Origin of the sequence: Azohydromonas aeria, assembly GCF_009760915.1 — a bacterium.
Classification (GTDB): domain Bacteria; phylum Pseudomonadota; class Gammaproteobacteria; order Burkholderiales; family Burkholderiaceae_C; genus Azohydromonas; species Azohydromonas aeria.
This window is the reverse complement of record NZ_VIDQ01000021.1, coordinates 69,278-89,895: the sequence shown is the minus strand read 5'-3', so window position 1 is coordinate 89,895 and position 20,618 is coordinate 69,278. Positions and strand designations below refer to the sequence as shown.

At 60.5% G+C, this 20,618-nt stretch carries 21 protein-coding genes and 1 pseudogene; 14 read left to right on the top strand and 8 right to left on the bottom strand.

Annotated elements, in window-relative coordinates; all coding sequences use genetic code 11:
* Window positions 1–5 precede the first annotated feature (5 nt).
* From FJ694_RS14710 to FJ694_RS14690, 5 genes are all read left to right on the top strand, one after another.
* Window positions 6–1,256: an ISL3 family transposase gene (locus tag FJ694_RS14710; protein ID WP_259373166.1), complete on the top strand. Its 1,251-nt coding sequence runs from the start codon at window positions 6–8 to the stop codon at window positions 1,254–1,256.
* Between the two features lie 270 nt (window positions 1,257–1,526).
* Window positions 1,527–2,027, top strand: a complete 501-nt coding sequence (locus tag FJ694_RS14705; protein WP_157267993.1) for a DUF4365 domain-containing protein — start codon at window positions 1,527–1,529, stop codon at window positions 2,025–2,027.
* Between the two features lie 20 nt (window positions 2,028–2,047).
* Window positions 2,048–3,172, top strand: a complete 1,125-nt coding sequence (locus FJ694_RS14700; RefSeq protein ID WP_157267992.1) for a hypothetical protein — start codon at window positions 2,048–2,050, stop codon at window positions 3,170–3,172.
* Between the two features lie 486 nt (window positions 3,173–3,658).
* Window positions 3,659–4,585, top strand: coding sequence for a GIY-YIG nuclease family protein (locus tag FJ694_RS38090; RefSeq protein ID WP_157267991.1), 927 nt, complete (start codon window positions 3,659–3,661; stop codon window positions 4,583–4,585).
* A gap of 382 nt (window positions 4,586–4,967) precedes the next feature.
* A complete protein-coding gene (locus FJ694_RS14690; protein ID WP_157267990.1) occupies window positions 4,968–5,447 on the top strand; it encodes a replication initiation protein in 480 nt (159 codons plus the stop codon).
* Here the strand turns inward: FJ694_RS14690 and FJ694_RS14685 are convergent.
* Window positions 5,400–5,999 (bottom strand): IS630 family transposase, encoded by a 600-nt coding sequence (locus tag FJ694_RS14685; RefSeq protein ID WP_198320842.1) that lies wholly within the window; start codon window positions 5,997–5,999, stop codon window positions 5,400–5,402. The two genes, FJ694_RS14690 and FJ694_RS14685, sit on opposite strands and share 48 nt — an antisense overlap.
* 307 nt (window positions 6,000–6,306) lie before the next feature.
* Window positions 6,307–7,422, bottom strand: a complete 1,116-nt coding sequence (locus tag FJ694_RS14680) for a replication protein RepA (protein WP_157267988.1) — start codon at window positions 7,420–7,422, stop codon at window positions 6,307–6,309.
* 10 nt (window positions 7,423–7,432) lie between these two features.
* Between FJ694_RS14680 and FJ694_RS14675 the strand changes: the two genes are divergently transcribed.
* Complete coding sequence (locus tag FJ694_RS14675) at window positions 7,433–7,939, top strand: hypothetical protein (protein WP_157267987.1); 507 nt, start codon at window positions 7,433–7,435, stop codon at window positions 7,937–7,939.
* A gap of 640 nt (window positions 7,940–8,579) precedes the next feature.
* Here the strand turns inward: FJ694_RS14675 and FJ694_RS14670 are convergent.
* Window positions 8,580–9,134 carry a hypothetical protein gene (locus FJ694_RS14670; RefSeq protein ID WP_157267986.1) on the bottom strand — a complete coding sequence of 185 codons (555 nt, stop codon included), beginning with the start codon at window positions 9,132–9,134 and terminating at the stop codon, window positions 8,580–8,582.
* A gap of 83 nt (window positions 9,135–9,217) precedes the next feature.
* Here FJ694_RS14670 and FJ694_RS14665 point away from each other — a divergent pair, with 83 nt between their 5' ends.
* The 3 genes from FJ694_RS14665 (at window position 9,218) to FJ694_RS14655 (ending at window position 10,723) form a co-directional block, all read left to right on the top strand.
* Window positions 9,218–10,075, top strand: coding sequence for a DUF6064 family protein (locus tag FJ694_RS14665; protein WP_198320841.1), 858 nt, complete (start codon window positions 9,218–9,220; stop codon window positions 10,073–10,075).
* Entirely contained in the window at window positions 10,036–10,269 is a 234-nt protein-coding gene (locus FJ694_RS14660) for a hypothetical protein (RefSeq protein ID WP_157267985.1), read from the top strand. Before FJ694_RS14665 ends, FJ694_RS14660 begins: the two co-directional genes overlap by 40 nt.
* 253 nt (window positions 10,270–10,522) lie before the next feature.
* Window positions 10,523–10,723 (top strand): hypothetical protein, encoded by a 201-nt coding sequence (locus FJ694_RS14655; protein WP_157267984.1) that lies wholly within the window; start codon window positions 10,523–10,525, stop codon window positions 10,721–10,723.
* Between the two features lie 49 nt (window positions 10,724–10,772).
* Here the strand turns inward: FJ694_RS14655 and FJ694_RS14650 are convergent, their stop codons facing one another.
* Window positions 10,773–11,225 carry a hypothetical protein gene (locus tag FJ694_RS14650; RefSeq protein WP_157267983.1) on the bottom strand — a complete coding sequence of 151 codons (453 nt, stop codon included), beginning with the start codon at window positions 11,223–11,225 and terminating at the stop codon, window positions 10,773–10,775.
* A gap of 129 nt (window positions 11,226–11,354) precedes the next feature.
* On the opposite strand from FJ694_RS14650, the gene FJ694_RS14645 reads away from it, so the two are divergent.
* The 5 genes and pseudogenes from FJ694_RS14645 to FJ694_RS14625 all read left to right on the top strand — a co-directional run.
* A complete protein-coding gene (locus FJ694_RS14645) occupies window positions 11,355–11,579 on the top strand; it encodes a hypothetical protein (RefSeq protein ID WP_157267982.1) in 225 nt (74 codons plus the stop codon).
* Window positions 11,580–11,596: 17 nt separating this feature from the next.
* Window positions 11,597–11,884: a hypothetical protein gene (locus FJ694_RS14640; RefSeq protein ID WP_157267981.1), complete on the top strand. Its 288-nt coding sequence runs from the start codon at window positions 11,597–11,599 to the stop codon at window positions 11,882–11,884.
* A gap of 509 nt (window positions 11,885–12,393) precedes the next feature.
* Complete coding sequence (locus FJ694_RS14635; RefSeq protein WP_157267980.1) at window positions 12,394–16,497, top strand: NACHT domain-containing protein; 4,104 nt, start codon at window positions 12,394–12,396, stop codon at window positions 16,495–16,497.
* Entirely contained in the window at window positions 16,494–17,012 is a 519-nt protein-coding gene (locus FJ694_RS14630; protein ID WP_157267979.1) for a hypothetical protein, read from the top strand. Before FJ694_RS14635 ends, FJ694_RS14630 begins: the two co-directional genes overlap by 4 nt.
* 18 nt (window positions 17,013–17,030) lie before the next feature.
* Window positions 17,031–17,189: pseudogene (locus tag FJ694_RS14625) on the top strand (phage integrase family protein); the annotation flags it as partial.
* A gap of 102 nt (window positions 17,190–17,291) precedes the next feature.
* Here FJ694_RS14625 and FJ694_RS14620 read toward each other — a convergent pair.
* From FJ694_RS14620 to tnpA, 4 genes are all read right to left on the bottom strand, one after another.
* On the bottom strand, window positions 17,292–17,816 hold the full coding sequence (locus FJ694_RS14620) for a hypothetical protein (protein WP_157267978.1): 525 nt from the start codon (window positions 17,814–17,816) through the stop codon (window positions 17,292–17,294).
* Window positions 17,817–17,881: 65 nt separating this feature from the next.
* Window positions 17,882–19,450, bottom strand: a complete 1,569-nt coding sequence (gene tnpC / locus FJ694_RS14615) for an IS66 family transposase (protein ID WP_157267977.1) — start codon at window positions 19,448–19,450, stop codon at window positions 17,882–17,884.
* 68 nt (window positions 19,451–19,518) lie between these two features.
* On the bottom strand, window positions 19,519–19,866 hold the full coding sequence (tnpB, locus tag FJ694_RS14610; protein WP_157267976.1) for an IS66 family insertion sequence element accessory protein TnpB: 348 nt from the start codon (window positions 19,864–19,866) through the stop codon (window positions 19,519–19,521).
* Window positions 19,863–20,273, bottom strand: a complete 411-nt coding sequence (gene tnpA / locus FJ694_RS38085; protein WP_157267975.1) for an IS66-like element accessory protein TnpA — start codon at window positions 20,271–20,273, stop codon at window positions 19,863–19,865. The genes tnpB and tnpA overlap by 4 nt, the downstream gene beginning before the upstream one ends.
* Window positions 20,274–20,618: the final 345 nt, after the last annotated feature.

Below are 20,618 nucleotides of genomic sequence, written 5' to 3'. Positions count from 1 at the left end.
CCGCGGTGCCCGAAGAACCGCTCACGGTGGTCGGCATCGACGACTGGGCACTGGCACGCGGCCACCGCTACGGCACCATCGTGGTCGATCTGGAGCGACGGCGTCCTGTCGCGCTGCTGCCCGACCGCGACACCGCCACCGTGAGGGACAACTGGCTCAAGGAACACGACACCATCCGCATCGTGGCGCGCGACCGCGCCAGCGCCTATGCCGACGCCGTCCGCCAGGCGCTGCCGGATGCCGTTCAGGTCGCCGATCGCTGGCACCTCATCAAGAATCTGAGCGAGGCGCTGCAGCGGCTGCTCTCCAGGCTGTCGTCCCGGCTGCGCGAGGCAGCCGTTGACAAGCCCGTGCCCGAGGACAGCAACACCAGCAGTGCGCCGGCTGATGTCAAGCCGCCATCTCCTCCACCACCACCGCCGACACCGTCGCTGACGCCGGCTGCAACAAGAGCAGCCGCGGCGCAGCAACGGGTCGACCACAACCGCGAGCGGCGCCTGGCGCTCTACGAGGAGGTCATGCGCCTGCATGCCGCCGGGCGAACGTTACGTGCCATCGCCCGAGAGGTAGGATTGGACAGACGCACGGTGCGCTACTTCGTGCAGTCAGAGGGATTCCCCGAGCGCGTGGTGCGGGTTTCCCAACCAGGGCGCATGGATTCGATAAAGGCCCATCTGCAGGCCAGGGCGGCGCAGGGCTGCACGAACGCCGCGCAGATCTGGCGCGAGCTCGTGGACCAGGGCATCAAGATCGGCCACAGCTGCGTGCGGCTCGCATTCCAGGCGTTGAGGACGCAGGACGCTGCCGGGACAAGCACGCCGCCTGCACAGCCGCCGGGTGTGAAGGTGCCGTCCCCGTCACGGGCCTGTGCCTGGCTGCTGGGTTGGAAGCAGCGACACTGCGACGAGAGTGCCGCTCAGGAGCACCAGCGCTTCGCCTCGCGGCTGTGCGACCTGGAGCCCGCCATTGCCATGGCCAGGAAGCTGGCATTGCGCTTCATGGGCGTGCTGACCAACCATGACAGCGAAGGCCTGGAACAGTGGCTGGTCCAGGCATCAGGTTGCCAGATCATCGAAATGCAGCGCTTCGCCGCCGGTCTGCAGGAGGACCTCGCTGCCGTGAGGGCCGCGGTCGCGCTGCCTTGGAGCAGCGGCCAGGTGGAAGGCCAGAACAACCGGCTGAAGTTGATAAAGCGCCAGATGTATGGCCAAGCAGAGTTGGACTTGCTGGAGATCCGGGTCGTCAGCCGGGCATGAATGGCGTCACACAAAGTGCGTCAGAGCCAGTTTTCGGTCGGCGCCAACAGGCACTCACACCCTGCGTACGCCAAGCCTTCTTGCGCCGCGCACGGGGCTGCAACTACCTTCCTTGATCCGCGCCGGATGCATGTGGCGACTACTGCGCGCTGACCACGTGTTGGTGCGCAGCGTCATGCGCGTACCTGGCCGCCGAAAAGCGCGTCGTGACCGCCGGAAAAGCGCGCTTTTCGACCGCCGCCAACATCTGAGATGCGACACTACGCAACCATGGATCCGAACGAGCAAAAACAACAGTTCTCCGTGGCCTTGGTCCGAGCCGTAGCAGCAGTATGTGGGCTTGCCTATGCTGAACCAGGTACGGACGACGACAGCATCGACGCCACAATCGCACGCCGCGGAGGAGGTGGTACCGTTCGTTCGCCTAAGTTAGATCTGCAACTCAAGTGCACGGGACGACCAGACTTCCGCGACGATGTACTGGCGTTCCCGTTGCTCAAGAAAAATTACGATGAACTGCGCCCCATAGACGTCATGGTCCCGAGGATCCTTGTCGTTGTGGCTTTACCTGATCATGACCCTAACAGTTGGCTTACTTGTTCCCAAGACGAGTACGTGGCTAAGCGTTGTGCTTACTGGATGAGTCTTCGCGGTCGGCCAGACACGCTCAACGATACAAGTGTCACGGTACATCTGCCGAGAACGCAGGTCTTTGATCCATTAGCGTTGCACGGAATGTTTGATCGTCTATGTACGGGTAACCTTCCATGATACGAGCAGGAACCTAAGCTATGAACTTCGACCTCACTCAAATTCGACCAGATGCCTTTCGTGCCTATCTGTCGGCAAACGGGTGGACCGATACTGGCTCTGATCCTTGCGCTGGCAATGTTCGACTCATGCAAGTGTGGACGCGTGGCGAGTACGAAGCAGCAGTGCCACTGCGAGCCGACTACCGCGACTTTCGCCGGCGACTTTTAGAAGCGGTAACCACAGTAGGTAAAGCTGAAAAACGTGAGGCGTCGGAGGTGGCAGCCGATTTAGTCAATTCGGGTTTCGACGTTGTACGAATCAGAATTCTTTCACAGCAAGCCCACGAAGGCGTGCTGCCGCTAGAGCAGGCTGCTGAATATGTTCAACGGGCAAAAGACATGCTTTTGTCAGCAGCCTGCTCTGCCGCGGAGCCAAAAATTTACTATCCGGCTCGCAAACCTCGCTTGGCAAGCGACTACATACGCCGAGTAAAGTTTGGGCAAACTGAGCGTGGTAGCTTTGTATTTGCGTTGCTGTCTCCTGTGGCTCCCATTATCCAAGCAGAACAAAGTGATGCGGATGTTGGCTCGTTTGAGCGTCGAGTGACTCGCACACTCTTGGGAGGTGTTCGGAGCGTGAAGGAAGCGGCGTCACAAGCTGCCTTGACCGCCTTCGAGCAGCACCGTGATCACGGCGTAAGCGCAAACTTGTGCGCAGCGTTAGCTGGTCTTGCTGGTGATACTGAGGATGAACACGATGTGGAACTGCGCTTTTCTTGGGCACTTGTCAATCCAGCAGACATCCCAACAACACAAGAATTGATCCCAAGAAGTTTTGCTCCGGTGATCAGAGAGGCGGCACGCATCTTAAAGGCCAGAGCCCCACGAGAAGAATTTGTACTGCGCGGGCCAGTGATCAAACTTGAGCGTGAAGGAGATGCGCCGGGAAGCGTGGTGGTATGGACTGAAGTTGACGGTTTACCTAAAAAAGTAACAGTTGAGCTTCACGGCGAAAGTTACGCACAGGCTATTGCCGCGCATCAAACGCAAACCCTACTGGTCGCTACTGGCAATCTAGTGAAAGAGGGAAAGCGGTACAGGTTACAGGCGCCGCGTAATGTCCATACAGCCGACGATGCCGACGAGACCATAGGATTGCCGTAGCGATGCCCTTTGGATGATGCGATCGTCGAAGCGAGGTGGATCGTTATGAGATGGACCATCGTCACTGGCTCAAGCTCCATGTGTATTGGCAGAGGGGGTTGTCGGACCTTTCTTGCATGTATGGAGCCGACGCCTTTCGCAAGCCCTGCGTTGTGATGGCACTGGTCTGCACACATGGATCCGGCTTGTTTAAGGGGCATGGCTTATCGGGGTTGTCGTAATTTTTAGGAAGAATGGTGCGCTTCGCTGCGAAAACTTAATCGAATCGAGAGGTTAGGTAGTTCGCCCGAGCGGCGACACAGTGCGCTCCCTAAGTGCTTGTCGGCACATTAATAAGTCGCCAGAAGCGCACCAATTTTTCTGAAAAGTACGACAACCTCATCTTAGAGAGTTGATGATGACCTTGGAGTTGCACAGGCGAAGCCTGTTAGTATTCGAGATTGTAGCGCTCATTAGTCGCGATCACAGATTGGTTGAGCAAATTTCTTGAAAGAACCGAAAATGGAAACAAAGGGATGGGTTTACGCGATGACGAACCCTGCCATGCCCAATCTCGTTAAAATTGGATTTTCTCTCAGGGATCCTAAGCTTCGAGCCAATGAACTCGCTGGGACCGGCGTTCCTCACCCATACAGGGTTGCTTATGAGGCTCTTGTTATTGATCCAAGAGACATTGAGTCAAAAGTTCATTCGGAGCTGAAATCATATCACGATGCAAAAGAATTCTTTCGGTGCGGATTAGAGGTGGCCGTACAAACTATTCGCTCCGTAGTTGGGAAGCAAGGAATTTTCTACGAAAACTTTGCAGATGACTTGCTTGGGTGGCCGCCGCCAGTTGAATCGATTTTATCTGGTGAGGAGGCTTGGGATTTATATGAAGACGTTGGCACAGAGCCAGGATACGGATGGGATATGGCTTTGCCTTATCTTAAGCGAGCCGTCGAACTCAAGGAAATAAATGGGATGTTAACTTATGCAGGCATGTTGAAGATTGGTGATATGGTTCAAAAAAATGTTGAACAGTCTGCGGCAATATATAACGAGCTCACAATGTTGACCAAGAAAAAAGCTCAGAACGGCGACGGCGAAGCGCAACGGCTTTATGCGAGTGGCTTCGAATATGGATGGAGTGGTGCAATCAATCATGCGCAAGCCTTGTATTGGTACATAATGTCGGCCAACAGTGGGGATGCTTTTGCAGCATCAAAGTTGGTCGATATCTATACCAAAGGTCAGTTGGATCAGGCCGCAGATGCCAAAAAAGCAGCTTACTGGAATAGTATAAAAAAACATTTGTTCGAAGCGGTCGAGCGACCGAAAAGAAGGACTGTTCTTGACAACAGAGAAGCAAGGCGAAAAATAAGAGGGTTTCAGACCCGAGATCCAGTGCTTCTTCTGCTGAGGCAAAAATAGATTCAAGTGTTGGGGTTGAATTCTAGTAATTCCGCGAATAGGTCCAATAATTCGGCGAGCACCATCTTTTTGGTTGATGTCGCAACATATTTCAGGATCGATATCTGGTAAGACCAAACTCGATTCGGACGCTTTGCCCCACCGGCCTCCCTGCGCCGTCTCGGCGAAAGCGTTCGATAGCTGCTGTTGTGGTCCACGGTTACTGCGAATGGGTCCAACGTTTTCGCGAATACGCCTAGGGTTAATTGACTATTCAACGGTCTGCGAACCTGAGCGATCAATGTACTGAGGTGGCATTCTGGTCGCTGCATGCCTTCCAACATGGGCAGACTCCAAGGCCCGCTGGAGCCTTTCACGGCGACCGACAGTCGGTACGACACCGTTGAAGTTGCTGCAGTGGCGCAGCTTCCCGGCAGCCACGCTTCCAAGCGGCCTGGCATGCCTTGCGCACCACGTTGCCGCCGGGTCCAGCCAGTTGCGTCTCCAGCACGGTGATGTGACGTCGAGGTCGTGGAGGAAGAGGCCGATATTTCGCGAGATCCGCCGTCCTGAAGTTTACGGGCTTATCGGTATGGCGGTGATGCGCAAACTCAGCACCACGGCGAGCCTGCAAATATGGGAATACTGCGTCCGATTCGAAAATATCGGGCAAACAAAAATAATGAAGTGGGAGGAATTCCGCGACAAAGTCTTGGGCAGCGGCGATAAAGCTTCTTTCAAGGAATACAAAACCTTAAAGTTGCGTGTCCTGTCCAAGGCGATTGCTGAAATCAACAGGGAGACCGCCCACCAGATCGAGCTATTAACCCGGCAATCAAACAGTGCATGCACCGATTTGTTCGCCGGCGTACGCGAGATGTGAACCTCGAAAGTAGTTCATGATTCGTTGCGGCATGCCTTGCAAAACCTTCATGAAATCGTGTGCGACGCTGCGCAGAATTCCTCGGCTGCTTGATGCCAGCCGTGTGCTCAATTCGGTCTTGAGGTCCCGGTTGACCAACTCATCAGGGTTCAGTTCAGGCGAATACGGCGGCAGGTAGATCAACTCGATTTCGTTATTGTGTGCGCGCAGCCAGTCCTGAACTTTATTGGCTTTGTGCACCTTCAAGTTGTCCACGATCAGGAATACCTTGGACTGCGCATCATGAATCAGGTCGCACAGGAACTCGATGAACCGCTCAGCATTGATAGCCCAATCGTGAAACTCAAAACGCAGCAATCCCTGATTGGTCAGCGCCGAAATCGTGGTGATGCCTGGCGTGGGCCGCTTGGTGGCGTAATCCTCAGTCGGCGTGTGGTCCGCAGGTGCATAGCCTCGTATCCAGGCTGTGTCCTGCCGCACTGCCGTCTCGTCTTCCCAATAGATGACACCATGCTCAGCCTTGGCCCGGCGCACGATGTCGGGATACGCCACCTCCAACAACCACGCGCGCCTTCAGTGATTCGCGGGTGGGCTTGGCAACCGGTTTGACCCAGCCTTTGGGCGTGTCTTCATCAGGACGATACATCCCGTAATGATGCACCGCTACAACTGAAGAACCGTCGGCAGGATGGGTAGGCCGTACTGGCGGAGGAAATGCATCCGTTTCTGCGTGCCTGGCACGGGGGTGATGCGGCCCAACCGCCGCCCCCTCACAGCCAAAACCACGAATGCATCCGTTTCTGCGTCCGTGCAAAGTCCCACGCTGACAGCCGAGATGCGTCGGCCAGGCGACAGCCCTTCAGCCCTTGCGCTGCAGCTTCGGGACGTCCGGTGCAGACGGCAGGATGATCAGCTTGGTCCGCTCGACCTGCACCTGTGGCTGATAGAACACCTGCACCTTGGCCAAGGCTTCCAACCACTTCTGCTTGAAGGAGCGGGTGGCCTGCGCCGAGGTACCGAACTGCGCCGCCATGCCTTCCCAGGAGAGCTCCATCGGCTTCTCGATGAACGCATTCACCCAGGTCATGAACGAGTAGATGTCCATGGCCATGGGTGACTTGTGCAGCGCCTTGAGGACATGCAGGTCCACGGGCACTGCGCTGCGCACGATGTCGCGATAGAACTTCTCGGACAGGTTGATCTGGGATGACCATGCCGGTGCGCGGTCGGTCGAGGCGTCGTCAGCCCACCAGGGAATGGCATCGTCGAGCTCGACGTCGTCGGCAATGGTGAACTGCCCGTTGCGCCACTTCTGCGCATCCCGGTCCGACGTGGTGATGATGCGGGCCGTGAACAGCCGCTGCATGGCGTCCTTGAGCAGCGTGTTGGTTCCGCGCACGCCGCCGGTGCTGTTCTTCATGCCGATGGCGCGCATGAAGCTCGCCTGGCTGTCCGTCAGCGTGATGATGCGGCTTTGCTGGCGCATGGCCTCGCTGCAGAGCCAAGCCACGATGAGCCGCGGCGTGGAACCGTAGGGAAAGCCGTAGGAGCGGGTTTCCGTCTCCAGCACGGTCCTGCCGCCTTTGACCTTCTCGACGGTCTTCGTGTACGAGCCGGCCTGGATGATCAGCGAAAAGCTCTGGAAGCGCCGAGCGAAGCCGTTGGGATGGTCCTCAGCCTTCGGCTCGCGGTACGGCAACGTGGTCTGAACCAGGGTGCGCGTGATGAAGCCCCGCGTGTCGGTCCCGTTGCCCAGAGCCTCAAGGCGAGCCTCGTTCTCCAGATGCAGGCGCTCGAAGGTGCTCAATCGTTGATCGGCACCTTCCTCGGGCGTGCGGCGGCCGTTCTTGATGACGAGCGACAACTGCCGCTGCGGCGCAGCGTCACGGGTTGCCTTTTCGTCAGCCATAGAACGCTTTCGTGTTTTTCCCTGTCGAAGCCCGCTAGTTTCCTTACCCCCTGGATGCTTGTCCACGCAGAAACGGATGCATTTCTCCCGGCGCGTGTCCTTGTGGCAATCCGGCGACAACCATGTTCAGGTGAGTGGTGATTTTCACTTCTCACCTGATCTGCCCGATCTGTGGACAAGGCTGGGGACCTCCGAAGTTGTCCACGCAGAAACGGATGCATTTCGACGCAGAAACGGATGCGCACGCACGCAGAAACAGATGCATTTCACGCAGAAACGGATGCATTCATACGCAGAAACAGATGCACAACTCTTGCGTTTTCCGATGTGCATCAATGACTTAGCGGCTTCTTGTATTGGTATTGGAGTTCTAGATCTCTACTTCTTGTACCAAGGCGGCCTGAAACCGTGGACAGCTGCGCTGCCCACCGTTCCCGGCCGCTCGACCACGCACGTTGGACAAACCAAGTCGGTCAAGGAAATCCAAGCCGACGGCACAGCGCTTCAGAACGACACGCTCGAAGAACAAGGACTACAAGCGCACGCAGAAACGGATGCATTTGGAGTAACCGCGGCCGGCTGAAGGCTGAAGCGCTCTCGACACTCGTTGCCGTCGGTCAACGGTGCATGGGTGCGGGCTGCCAGCGACCAGCACGCAGAAACGGATGCATTCGCGGCCCTGCGCCGACATAGCTCCACAACTGCAACCTGTTGAGAGAGGGTCAGAACCAAGCTTGCCCTCGAGTTCATGCATGGCACGAGTGGCATCAACTCGCGTAGTGGGCTGGCGAGCACGCAGAAACAGATGCATTTCTCGTCCGCGCCAGGGCAATTGGCCATCCCTTGGCAGCCGCGCACCGCCGCTCCTCCATGCCGCTCCGGATCGGCGGCGAGCTCGATGGCCGCGCCCGCATTCGCAACCATGACGACGAACGTCTTCTTGTCGATCCGCGCCAGGGCTCTATGGCTGGCCATGCCGCACAGGAAGTCGCGCACGGCCCTTTCCGGCCGTGCACGCCCGGGGCACATCTCGAAGCAGCTGCTGAGCCAGCTCTTGAGCCTGCGGTGCCGTCAACCGGCGCGTGACGTGCACCGGCGCACTGTGGACCAAGGCGGCGAAGACGTTGGTCTGCTAGACCAGCACGGGGGGTCACGATGGCGTCACCGACGACGGGCATGTCCAAGAAGGGCGCGCATCTGGTGGCCGTGCCGCTGTTCCACGCTCACGCACTGGCTGTTGCGCACGCAGAAACAGATGCATTCGCAGCCTTTGCTGGTCGGGCGCGGTGCCGTGTGCTGCGCGTGCCGGCCGTGCTGGTGGCCGTGTTCGACACGCAGAAACAGATGCATTGCGCCTCCAACACGCGGCACGCAGAAACGGATGCATTCCTCCAGGCGTCGTGTTCCTCCACGGGGAACTGGTGCGCCTTCTTCAGAAAAATCGTTGCGCAGCAGATGCTTGGGAAATCCGGGTTTTCAGCCGCGCGGCCGTCGAGAGGCCAATTGGAGCGCTTGCTCGCCGTGCTGGAGTCTCCTCGCGCCGTGGCCCGAGTCGAAACGCCGCGCCCGATGGATCTCTGTACCGGGTGTGCTGCAGCAGGATGCCGCGGCCCAGGAACCGCTTCATGGCTGCGGTCGTGCTCACCTGCCGGATGGCCGGTCCTGATCTGGCCGTGGATGTCGAAGCCGCCGTCTGCAGCCCACCAGGCCAGCCCTTCGTGCGGGTGCTGGTGGAGCGACGACGTGGCCAACAGGTTACCGCTGGCCATCAGGCCCATGGCACGTGGGTGCCTTTGAGGCCCATCAACCGCGCCGCCAGCACCGGCGGTAGCGCGGTGCCTTCGCCTGGCACCCGCGCGCCATGCTTCCTTTCACCCACGCCCAGTTCGTCGCCGTCTTCGACGCTTACAACCGGGCGGCGTGGCCGGCGCAGATAGGCGCCTACGCGCTGGGTGCGGCGCTGCTGTGGATGGTGGCCCGCCCCACCACACGGCACGCGGGCCGCCGGATCGGCCTGGGCTTGGCAGCGATGTGGCTGTGGACCGGCGTGGCCTACCACTGGCTCCACTTCACCGCCATCAACCGGGCGGCCTGGGCCTTCGGCGCGCTCTTCGTTGCTGAAGGACTGCTGCTGGCCGGCGCGGCCTTGAGGGACCGTCTGGACTTCGCCGCGGCGGCCGGGCCTGCGGCCCCCCTGGGATGGCTGCTCATCGCGTACGCGCTGCTGGCGTACCCGCTGCTGGGGCTGGCGGCGGGCATGCGCTATCCGGCCATGCCGATGTTCGGCATCACGCCGTGCCCGCTGACGCTCTTCACCTGGGGGCTGTTGCTGCTGGTGCGGTCGGCACCGCCCTGGCCGGTGGTGGCCGTGCCGCTGGTGTGGAGCCTGGTGGGCGGCAGCGCGGCGTTCTTGCTCGACGTGCCGCAGGACTGGCCGCTGCTGGCCAGCGGCCTGGTCGCCTTGCCACTGCTGCGGCGACAACGCCGGGCCGATCGAGCACGCGCTGTGGTGCAGGGCGAGGTGCTCTGGTCGCGGTGCCAGGCTGGAGCCGTCGACCACACCTTGCGGCGATCTCGCCGGCGCGAAGCTCCTCGGTGGGCATGTGGAAACCCAGCCCGGCATAGCCTGTGGGCACTGATGCAATCCCTGCGAGTTCGACACCGGTGGCAGATCCGCAGTTGGCCGCGTGGCGCCTGGCGCGCTCCGGGCAGTGGGTGAAGCTGGAGCGCGTACTGCGCGCTTCGGCGGACGCGCGTGACTTCATCCGGCACCTGCCGTACCAGATGTACTTCGAGGGCTACGAGCGCGCCGAGCACTTGGCGCGCGAGCTGGATGCCCAGACATCAAGCAGCACCGAGGCAAGGAAGCCGGACGCGGCTCGCAGGCTCAGCAAAAGCCAGCGCCAGCCCTAAAGCAACATACCCGACCCACCCCCTCCCACCACCCCTGCCGAGCCCGTTTTCCCCACCCGCCCCGCCTGCTCCGGCCGCGTTGAAGGGGGGAGAAGGGGAAGCCTGTTTTTCTGTCCGTCTTCGTGTTGTTTGAGGAGGGATAGGGAAAAATAGGCCGGGGGAGGATGGGTGTTGGTTGAAGTAGGGTAGTTTCGAGTATGTTGCGTGTTTGGTATATAGACCGTGTTCCATACCCTCATTTCCGTAGCAGGGCATGACCAATCTGAAGAAGGCTGAACGCTGGTCCACCAGCATCGTGCGCATCGGCAACCAGGCCGTGCGCGAGGCACAGGCTCGCAATCGCGAGCTGGGCATTCCCAACTGGTATTCGCTCAACGGCCGCCTGGTCAGCGATGCGGGCATAGCGCCTGGCTTGCCCACGGCAGTCCATCCGCAGCCAGAAAGAAAAGACTGACCACCCGCCAACAGCAAACCACTCGCCGACAGTCCGCACAACCGCAGGCTCAGCTGCCCATGCGCACCAGCGGCAACGGCGCCTGAGCCGAACCCGTGGGCCGGCCTTCGGCATCCAGCCCAATGCGCCCGAGAAGTCCGCAGGGGTGGCCGGATCGCCACATCGAGATGGCCAGCACCACCGTCGCCAGCGCCAACGGCTCACCATTCCCGCACAGCAGCGACCTCCTGAGCCCGACCTCCACAAAGGTCAGCGAGCAGCCCTCCTGGACTTCCTCACGGGCGCGCGCGACGAACTCGCCTTTTGCGGTGACCGATTCATCACCCCAGGCCAGGTCCAGCACCGCACGCTCGATGCCCCGGTCCAGATCCTCGCTGCGAAAGGCAATCCACCTCAGCCGGTAACCGCGCAAGCGAACACCGGGCGAGCGGAAGCGCGCCGAGAAACGGTCGTAGAAGGCAAGCAACTCCGGCGGTGGCCGGGGATCGAAAGCGTCTGGCATGCCCCAAGAGTGCCACGCCGCGGCAGGCATCATTTCGTCCGTGGGCGTGCTCCCCGGCTGCTCAGACTCGATCCCTGCCAGCGACAGGCCACGAACCAAGACAAGGCACACGATTTTTGGCAAATCGTGGTGGACGGCGCGGCAACGCTGTGTGACCTGCTGGATGCATCGCCCGCCGAGCACGGGCTCCAGGAAGGGCTCCAGCGCATCGGCCGGACCGTGCAGACGCTGCGCGACGCCGCCGCCAACATCGACCCGCTGCTACCGGTCGAGGTGGACCAGGCGCCGGCCGACGACAGCACCGTGCTGCGCATCGCCATCGGCTGCATCCACGAGCCCGACGGCATCCGATAGAGGCGGTGCATGCACTCTTGGCCGCGGCACTGCCGATGCCTCCACGCATCCAGGTCTGCGCCTTCACGCCGCCAGCGCCCAAGGCAAAGGCCCGCGAGCTCGCCTCGCTGGAAATCCTTGGTCAGGAGGGCCCGATCCAGCAGGTGCGTTTGCTGGCCGAGCCCTGCACCGCTGCGCCCGGCACGTTCGACGTGGCGTGTTTTGTACCGGAGGCGGCTGTGACCGCGATGGACCCGCAAGGCGTCCCCGGCGCCCTGGTCGCCGACATCATGCTGAGCATGGGCAGCGGCGAATTGTGCCAATGACACGCGGGCGCAGCGTCGGCATTGTGGTGGCGAACCAGAAGCTACTGCTCGGAGCCATTCAAGGCTGGGACTTCATCGAACTCGTTGCCAACCTGCCAGCACAGCGAATACTGGCGGAGAGTGAAGGAGGAGCCCTCGACGGGGGCTGATCGAACACGTAGAGTGCCCCATTCAGGTCTTTTGGCAGGACACCGGACGCCGCTAATGCGTCAGAGGGGAGGTGCGCCTTGCGAGCCGGACATTACGCCGTCGTGGCGATAGTAGTCGTGTCGTCCGTCCTTGGCACGACGTCGACTTGGTCGGCTGACACGTCGAGCGCTCAGTTAGAGCCAATAGCGTTCGCTACCCCCGATCGCCTTCACTTGCCTCCGGCGCGCCCACACTTCACTCGACAAGAAGCACGAGAGCTCGCGGATTCGTGGATCTCTTTGCTTGACCCAGCTGACGGGCGACTCGCCGCTGGAGCGATAGAACTACTCCAAGACGCTCCTGATGAAGTCATTGAGGCCGTGGCGACCCGGCTCGTCGGCAGTCAAGCGCTCGAGCGAGTTCTTGAGAAGGCAGATTCTGTCGCTCTTACCCGAATAAGGAATACGCCTGCGATGAACAAAAGCAGGCTTCGAGACTTTGCTCCAGCAATGTTCGTCTCAGAGTTAGAGGAAGCTCTTGCTGCTAAAAACTCAGCACTGATCGCAAGCCTAGCTTCAACGGCTGGAGGGTTCCGTCACCTGCCGCCAAAGGTCGTTACCTCCGTCATCGCGGCTTTGGAGAAAGGAGATTTGCCAGACCAAGCGCGCCGTGAACTTTTCAGCATGCTTCTTGAACATGAGGCCGAGGATGCGAAACCGGTTGAATCTGACTTGAGAAGGTGGATGGCAACAAGCTCGACAGATGAAACGGCTGTTGAGCGTCGTAATTTTGCGCGAACGATGCTGCTGAGAATCGGAGCAAAGCTGCAGGAAATCGATGTCAAGACTGCGCTCACCTCATCCGACTTGGCAGCGAACAAGGCAGCAGTGCAGTATCTCCACGGGCCTCACGGCACTCCAGAAATGGTCGGGAGATTAGTTGATGATCTAGCGCGGCTGCTCACTGGCGAGAGGCGTCTCCCGGAATGGATTGCTGTCCATGATCTTCTGAGAAACAAGGCTCCGAAGTTCATTGAAACGCTATACGCCAACACCGCAGCTTCTGCGCTGCCAAAAACATGGTCACAGGCCGAATTGGCTGCCGAATGGGTCAAGCGTGCTCCGCCCTCGACAATTGCGGCAGTATCAGCTTTTCCCCTGGATCTCTACGACCAAACTGTTAATGGCTTGGCAGACTGTAAAGCGCTGCGCTACCGAATGGCAGTGTTGACTGCGAGGGCTCAAACCAGCCAACCTACGTTGGCCGAATTTTGGAAAAACATAGTCTCGAATGCACACGACTGCCGCGAGCCCTTCGCCGCCCCAGTAGATTTGTACCTGGAGCAGGCCAGCAAGGTCGAGGACATCCAATCGATGTTAACAGATCTATTTCGAAGGACTGGAATTCAGCAACTTGCTGATTGGAAGCTGCGATCGACCCAGATTTCACAACACCTATCGAATGAGCTCGGCGTTCGACTAGGGGCGCGGGACTGGAAGGCAGCCAAACAGCTGTTGCTGGCTGGGGTAAGACCATCCGCGACACAACTTGAACAGATTGGCTTCTGGAACACTGCAAAGCCATCACAGGATGGGCTCGACTTTGAACTTTATTTTAGAGTTCTTCAAGCCGCCGGCGCCGGGCCTCAAGCAGTTTTGGATCGCGCAGCGCAGGTGGCTACGGACGAAGGTGTAGATCCTGTTTCTCGGGCCTTTGCACTTATCGCGTTGGCATCTGCTGACCAGCTTGCAGCAAAACAGGATGTATTCAATGCAGCTCTCGCTGATCACCAAGTTGTCACGCGGACTGCACTCGTTTTGCTTGGCAGGGCGTACGATGCAAACCTGCCAAAGTCAGCATTCAAGCGGCCGGATTCAGCGGCACTGCCAGACATACTGACGCGGAATGATTTGCAAGGAACCGGTGCAGCGTGGCTAGCTAGGTTGGTACGCTACGATCCAGAGTTTGCCCGGCTGCAGGCAGAGCAAGCGAAATGGTCCGATGCACCATCAGCCAGTTGCTTCCAAATGGCGCCGGGTAGACCGCTCGCTGCGAGTATCGGGATCAATATTATGGACGCTGACCCAGACAGCTCGACGACCGATGTGCTTAGAGCTTGTGTTGGCCTTCTTTATCCCAGCAAGGAACCGGTAGCCGTACTTGCTAGGCAATGGAATGCTCAAAGCTTTACTCATCCCTCCGAGGTCCTCCGTTCCTTAAAGTCTCTTAGAGAGGATCAAGCGTTTAAGTCGGCCGGTAATGGTCTCAGGTCAAAGATGGCAGCACTTGTGGCTTCAGCCGGAACGGAGCTTCCTTATGACCTTGAATCACAACGCGCGCTATCGTGGTGGGAAGAGGCGCTAGACAAAGAAGATCCGGGTGCTGCATCACGATTGCGGACGGAGTGGCGTAAACGATTACTCATCACTATTTTAGTTGCTGTACCGGGGGCGGTTTTCGCCCACCTCGGTCTATGGGCAATCTTACTACTAGCCTATCCAAAATCGCCAACTCTGCAAGCCTTGGTGTTCTGGAACCCGTTCGTTCGCAAGATGCTTGGTCTTGGATATGTGGATTTACTCCTGTTGTATGTCCCCTTCGCGAGGCATCGACTGTTTGCTCCATTCGCACCCGAGTTCCTTCGTGACGTTTATGAATCGAACGGCCTTGTCTCGCAGTCTCAAGGCTATTTCACTGAAAGTCACGTTCACCATCGACCTGCACACGTTGGAGTGATTGAGAAAAAAGACTTGACGGTGTTGCCGATTACGTCCGCGCTCGCGCGACACAAAGGGCGCGTACTTTTGCTTGGCAAGTCCGGCTTGGGAAAATCCAGTTTTCTGAGATTCTGTCTAGACAAGCGCGCGAGGCACAACCATGACGTAGTTGTTTATTTGAGAGCCGATCAGTGTCGCGGGGGCGTAGAGGCTGAGATCACGCGGCGCATGAAAAGCGTTGGATCGGACCAAAACCTCCTTCAATCGGTAATCTATGCTGGGCGCATGTGGGTGTACATTGACGGATACAACGAAGTCGACCTCACCACGCAAGACGCAATCACGGCGTTCGTGGGCAACTACCCACACGGCAATATTCTAGTCGCAAGCCAGATATCGCTACGAGGCTTTACTGGTATTGAAACGTTTGAACTTCTTCCGCTGGACAAAGACCAGATTCGTGAGTTTCTTGTTTCCCGCGCGGAAATCCTGCCAGACAGCTCATTTGTCCGTGAAGAGGCCTTCAAGAGAGCAGCAGTCGCATTCCTTGAAGACATATGGGCAAAGTCTACATCGCCTGAAGAAGCGCAGGCGTTCGAGGAAATCCTTGCCAATCCGATGGACCTCACATCAGTGGCTGTCCTACTGTCGCAAGGAGGCGTTCCCGATCTTTTCGCTCTCGAAAAGCAGCAGTTTGACGCGGTTGTACGCGCGCTGCATACGCAGGAAATTACCTTCAGAAGCTTGGCCTTTTCACGGGCCGTTCTCAAGCAACGACTTGAAGATCAGGAAGACCTTGGACAGCTACCGTTTAAACCGGAAGTCGCCGAACTCATTCGCGCAAAACTCGCGCATGTGCGAACCTTCTCCGATCCATCGGGTAACGCAACCGCCCAGGAAATTCGTTTCAGACATGATCGAATCAGAGATTTTTTCACGCACTTCAGCCTCCTAGATACAACACCAGAGGAACAAGCAACCCTCGCGAAGGACGCAAGATTTGCAGGCGTGTTCCCATACCTCGCGCGCTCAATGCCTATCGCTGATGCCGAGGCGCTTCGTGAAAATCTGATCACCTTGGCTGCACACATTGAAGACCATCGCGTAAGCGACAGTTTCATTAGGGAGTACAACTGGCGGCAAAGATTTGCCCCGAGAGACCCAGACTGGATGCTTATCTATGACTTGCCGAGCGCCAAACTCGCCGAAGGCAAGTACGAAGAACTGGCAAAGGCAGAGTTCAAAGTACGGGAACAGATGCAGGTTTTGCGCGACGAGATCTCAAGCGCGCGCAAGCTCACACGAATACTGACTGCTGCCGACCCCACCGAGTTAGTGGAGCTTGCAGGACAGATACTCATCGAGATGGGTGCAGTCGATTCACGCATAGCAGCCTCAACGGGCAAGCACCTTATAAGTCCGGACGGGCGAGATTTCCTTCTTGTCGCACTTACCCAGCCAGATTTGATTCGACGATTCCACGTTGAACTCTTGGCTGCACGCCTGCAGATGGAAATGCTACCCATACTTGTGGTCGCGAATTGGCAGGTCGCTGTCGCACCGCAAGAAAGGGCAGCAATTTTGGATGAAAACCTCGTAGCTGCGTTACGCGGTTGTCAAGCCAGTGTCCTCACCAGCGTAGACCTCTACGATGCATATCAAGCTGCTCGGACAGTCGACGACAGCGGCCGTATCTGGACCCATGTGAGCGCAGGTTGGCATAGCGACGCCAAATTAAGCAGCATGACGGGGAAGGAAACCGTATGAGTAAAGCGCAATGGCTGGCGGCCGTAAGCTCAGTTTTGTGTGCGACAGTGACCGCCGCGGAAAGGTTTGAGAACATCTACCTTTCATTCAATCTTCCCGATGGGTGGAAATGCAAGCAGGAAGAGACTGAATTCGTGTGTACACCTCCGAGCCCCACTGGGAAGAACTACCCAGCGATGATGATCATGGCTGCCAAGCTGGCCGGACCCGACGATACGCTAGCAGCTTATAAATTGCACTTGGGACAGATTCCCCCCGCCACTGGCCGCGGCACGATCGTGAAGTCTCCGATCCAGACAGACATTCAAGGAGTTTTGTGGATCGACGCAACCTTGCTGGGCTCCGAGGTAGAAAACTACTACACAAGGTACATGGCTACGGTCAAAGGTGACGTTGCGGTTCTATTTACGTTTTCAGTCCACAAGAGTCGCTACGAAGATTTTGCCGGCGCCTACACCCTTGTCACACAAACGCTGAAAATCAAGCAAGATGCAATGAAGCAAGGACGCCGCTAGAGCCATTTCAGCCTCACCATGCCGCAGCCGCTCATAGGTGACGACGTGGACCGCTGGCTGCCCTCACGCACGGCGACGGTCCTGCGCAAGGCGGGCATCCGGACGCTGGCCGAACTCACGCTGAGGGTGCCGCGCCGCCGGCGCTGGTGGACAGCGGTCGCCGGGCTGGGGGCCGGCCACGGCCGCGCAGGTCGAAGCCTTCTTCGCCGCGCATCCCGAGCTCACCGGGCGCGCGCGGTAAGCGTGGCACCCGCACCCTACTGGCACAGGCCGCCGAAGTCAGATATCGACGACGTGGCGCAGCAGCCGGAACGGCACCCGCCAGCCCGGGCCGTCCGCGGTTTCCACCGTCGCGGTGCGCTGGTTGATCCGCACGATGGTGCCGATCTGGGTCTGCATATAGCGATCCTCGAACGACACCTTCTCGCCGCAGCGGAAGTCTTCCCGGCCCGGCTGTGACGGCGCCGCCGGCGTGGGCGGCGCGGCGGTGGAAGCGGTCGGCTGGGCTCCGGCCGGCGGCGGCTCGATGGCAGCGTAGGGCAGCTTCCACTCGCGCCGCGCGTCGGTTTCGTGCAGCGTCACTTGGTGGTCGCGCATGGCCACGACCTTGCCGCTGCGCATGCGCCCGTCGTGCCAGTCCAGGAAGCGCACCGTCTGGCCCAGGTGCATGTTGGCTCGCACGGCGATGATGCGGCGCGGGTCAGCCAGCATGCGGTCGATGATGGTGCTCAGTTGGAACAGTTCCAGGCTGCTGGCCTGGCTGAGCGCGTCGATGAGCTTGGGGTTGGGGCCTTGCGTGTCCACCGCCGTCGTCTCCCTGGAGTAGCGCGCCGGCGCACCCGCGTGGCCGGTCTCTCGGGCCGCTATTCTCAGGCGGCCTGGCGCTGCGGCAGCGGCTGGGCGCGGCCGATGTTCCAGGGCAGCAGCTCGTGGACGCGGTCGACGCGGTGCTCGGCGATGCGCTCGAACACGGCGCGCAGGTAGGCCTCCGGGTCCAGCCCGTTGAGCTTGGCCGTCTCGACCAGGCTGTACATGGCCGCGGCGCGATCGCCGCCGGCGTCCGAGCCCATGAAGAGGTAATTCGATCTTCCGAGCGCAATCCCACGCAGGCTGCGCTCGGCGGCCGAGTTGTCGATCTCGATGCGGCCGTCGTCGCGGTAGCGCGTCAGGGCTTGCCAGCGCGTGAGCGAGTACGCGATGGCCTTGGCCAGGTCCGACTTCCTCGACACGCGACCCACCATGCCCGTGAGCCAGTCGTGGTACTCCTGCAGCAGTGGACCGGCCCGGGCCTGGCGGTGCGCGCGCCTGACGTCCGGCGGCTGCCCGCGGATGTCCTCCTCGATGGCATAGAGCGCCTTGATGCGCCGCAGCGCCTGCGCGGCCACCGAGTCCTCACCGCGCCCGGTGCTGACGTACAGGTCCCACCACGGCCGCCTCGCGTGAGCCCAACAGGCTGCCTCGATGGCCTGCCCCTGCTGGTAGAGCCGCAGCCAGCCGCCGTAGCCGTCGGCCTGCAGGACGCCGCGGAACTTCTCCAGGTGCTTGCGCGGGTGGCGGCCCTCACGATCGGGCGAATACCGGAACCACGCCGCCGGTGCGTCCTCGCTGGCCGCCGGGCGGTCGTCGCGCACGTAGACCCAGAGCCGGCCTTCCTTGGTCTTGCCCTTGCCGGGCGAGAGCACCGGCACGGGCGTGTCGTCGGCATGCAGCTTCTCGGCGGCCAGCACGTAGCGGCCGAGCGCCGCCAGCAGCGGGTCCAGCAGCTTCTCGCCCCGGCCCACCCAGCGCGCCAGCGTGGAGCGGTCGATGTGCACGCCGCTGCGCGCGTTGATGCGGCTTTGCCGGTACAGGGGGATGTGGTCGCAATACTTCGAGACCGTCACGTGCGCCATGAAGGCCGGGCCGGCGATGCCGCGCACGATGGGGCGGCTCGGCGCCTCGGCCTGGAAGATGGTCTGGCACTTCACGCAGGCGAGCTTCGGCCGCACATGGCGGATGACCTTGAAGCGCGCGGGCACGAACTCCAGCTGCTCCGACACATCGGCGCCGATGCGCCGCAGCCGGCCGCCGCACGCGCTGCAGCCGCAGGCCTGGCCAGCGCTGTCGTGGTGGGCGTGCGTCGCCGGCACACGGTGCACCAGCTCCTCGCGCGGCAGGTGCGCGGGCAGGCTGCGGTCCAGGGCCGGCGCATTGGCTGCCGGCGCCGGCACCACCTTGGGCAGCGGGGTCAGTTCCGCCGGCAGCGGCGCGGCTTCGATGAGCGTGCGCTGGCCGTCGTCGAAGCGCTCGCTGGAAGCGCCGTACTGCTCCCGGATGCGGCGCGCCAACTGCAGCCGCAGCTTCTCGTTCATGAGCTTGAGCAGCACCAGCTCCGCGTCGCGCGCCTCGATGACGCGCAGCAGCGACTCGACGGTGTGGGGCCCAGGCGGCAGCGGCATGGGCCCTACTGTGCCGCTCCGCGTGGCAGCTGACCAGCGCCTCGTGAGCCGCGTGCAACACGCTCGGCTCAGGCAGCGAGCTCAGGTGTGTGCGTGCGCATCGGCATGCGCCAGTCGATGCCCTCCAGCAGCATCGACAGCTGCGCCGGCGTCAGCGAGACGCTGCCCGAGGTCGCCTGGGGCCAGACGAAGCGCCCGCGTTCGAGCCGCTTGGACAGCAGCATCAGGCCCTGGCCGTCGAACCACAAGACCTTCAGGATGTCGCCGCGGCGGCCGCGGAAGACGAAGACATGGCCCTCGAACGGGTTCCTCGCCAGCGCGGTCTGCACCATCGCCGCCAGGCCGTCGAAGCCCTTGCGCATGTCGGTGTGGCCGGCCACCAGCCACACCCGCGTCCCGGCTGGCAGCCCGATCACCGCAGCTCCAGCAGCGCCTGCAACACGCTGCGCATGCTGGCCTCGTCCACCACGCCGCGCAGCCGCACGAGCGCCGCACCGATCTCCACCTCGATGACGCCCGTGCCCGCGCGCCGCGGCGTTGGGGTTGCCGGTGCGCATGCGTGCGGGGCCGCCAATGCGGCGACCGGCTCCTCCACCGTCACGGGCAACAGCACCGTTGCCGGCTCGGCGGGCAGCCGGGCTGCGGCCTGCCGCTCCAGGTGCAGCCGCCGCCAGTTGAAGAGCAGGTTCGCGTTGATGCCATGTTCCTGCGCCAGGGCCGCCACCGACGCCCCGGGCTGCAGGCTGCGCTCGACCAGCTCGCGCTTGAGGGCCGCACTGTGCCGGCGCCGCGGGGCCCTGTCCGTGATGACTCGCTTGTCCATGTGTGCACTTCCCTGATCGTGCACATCTCGTAAATGAGAAGGTCAGCACGGTCGGGCGATCGTGCTCATGGGTTCAAGCCCTGCCAAGAAGGGCCCAGCCGCAACGCTTACCCACGGCCAGTTGATTGGCTCTGCTGTCCTCACGACGAGATCACCGTGCCCTTACCTTGCAAGTAGTCATGTAGGCTGGGAGGCGCCACGATTTTGAATCTACTTGGCAGCGTACTGAGGAGAACCACTTGGGGGTGGGAGACTGAGCCTCTTGCCCGCGATGGGCGTGGAAGCTGCGAGTGGTCGAGGCATATGCCGGCAGAAGCGACTGAAGGAGAGGGCTTGTGCCACAAC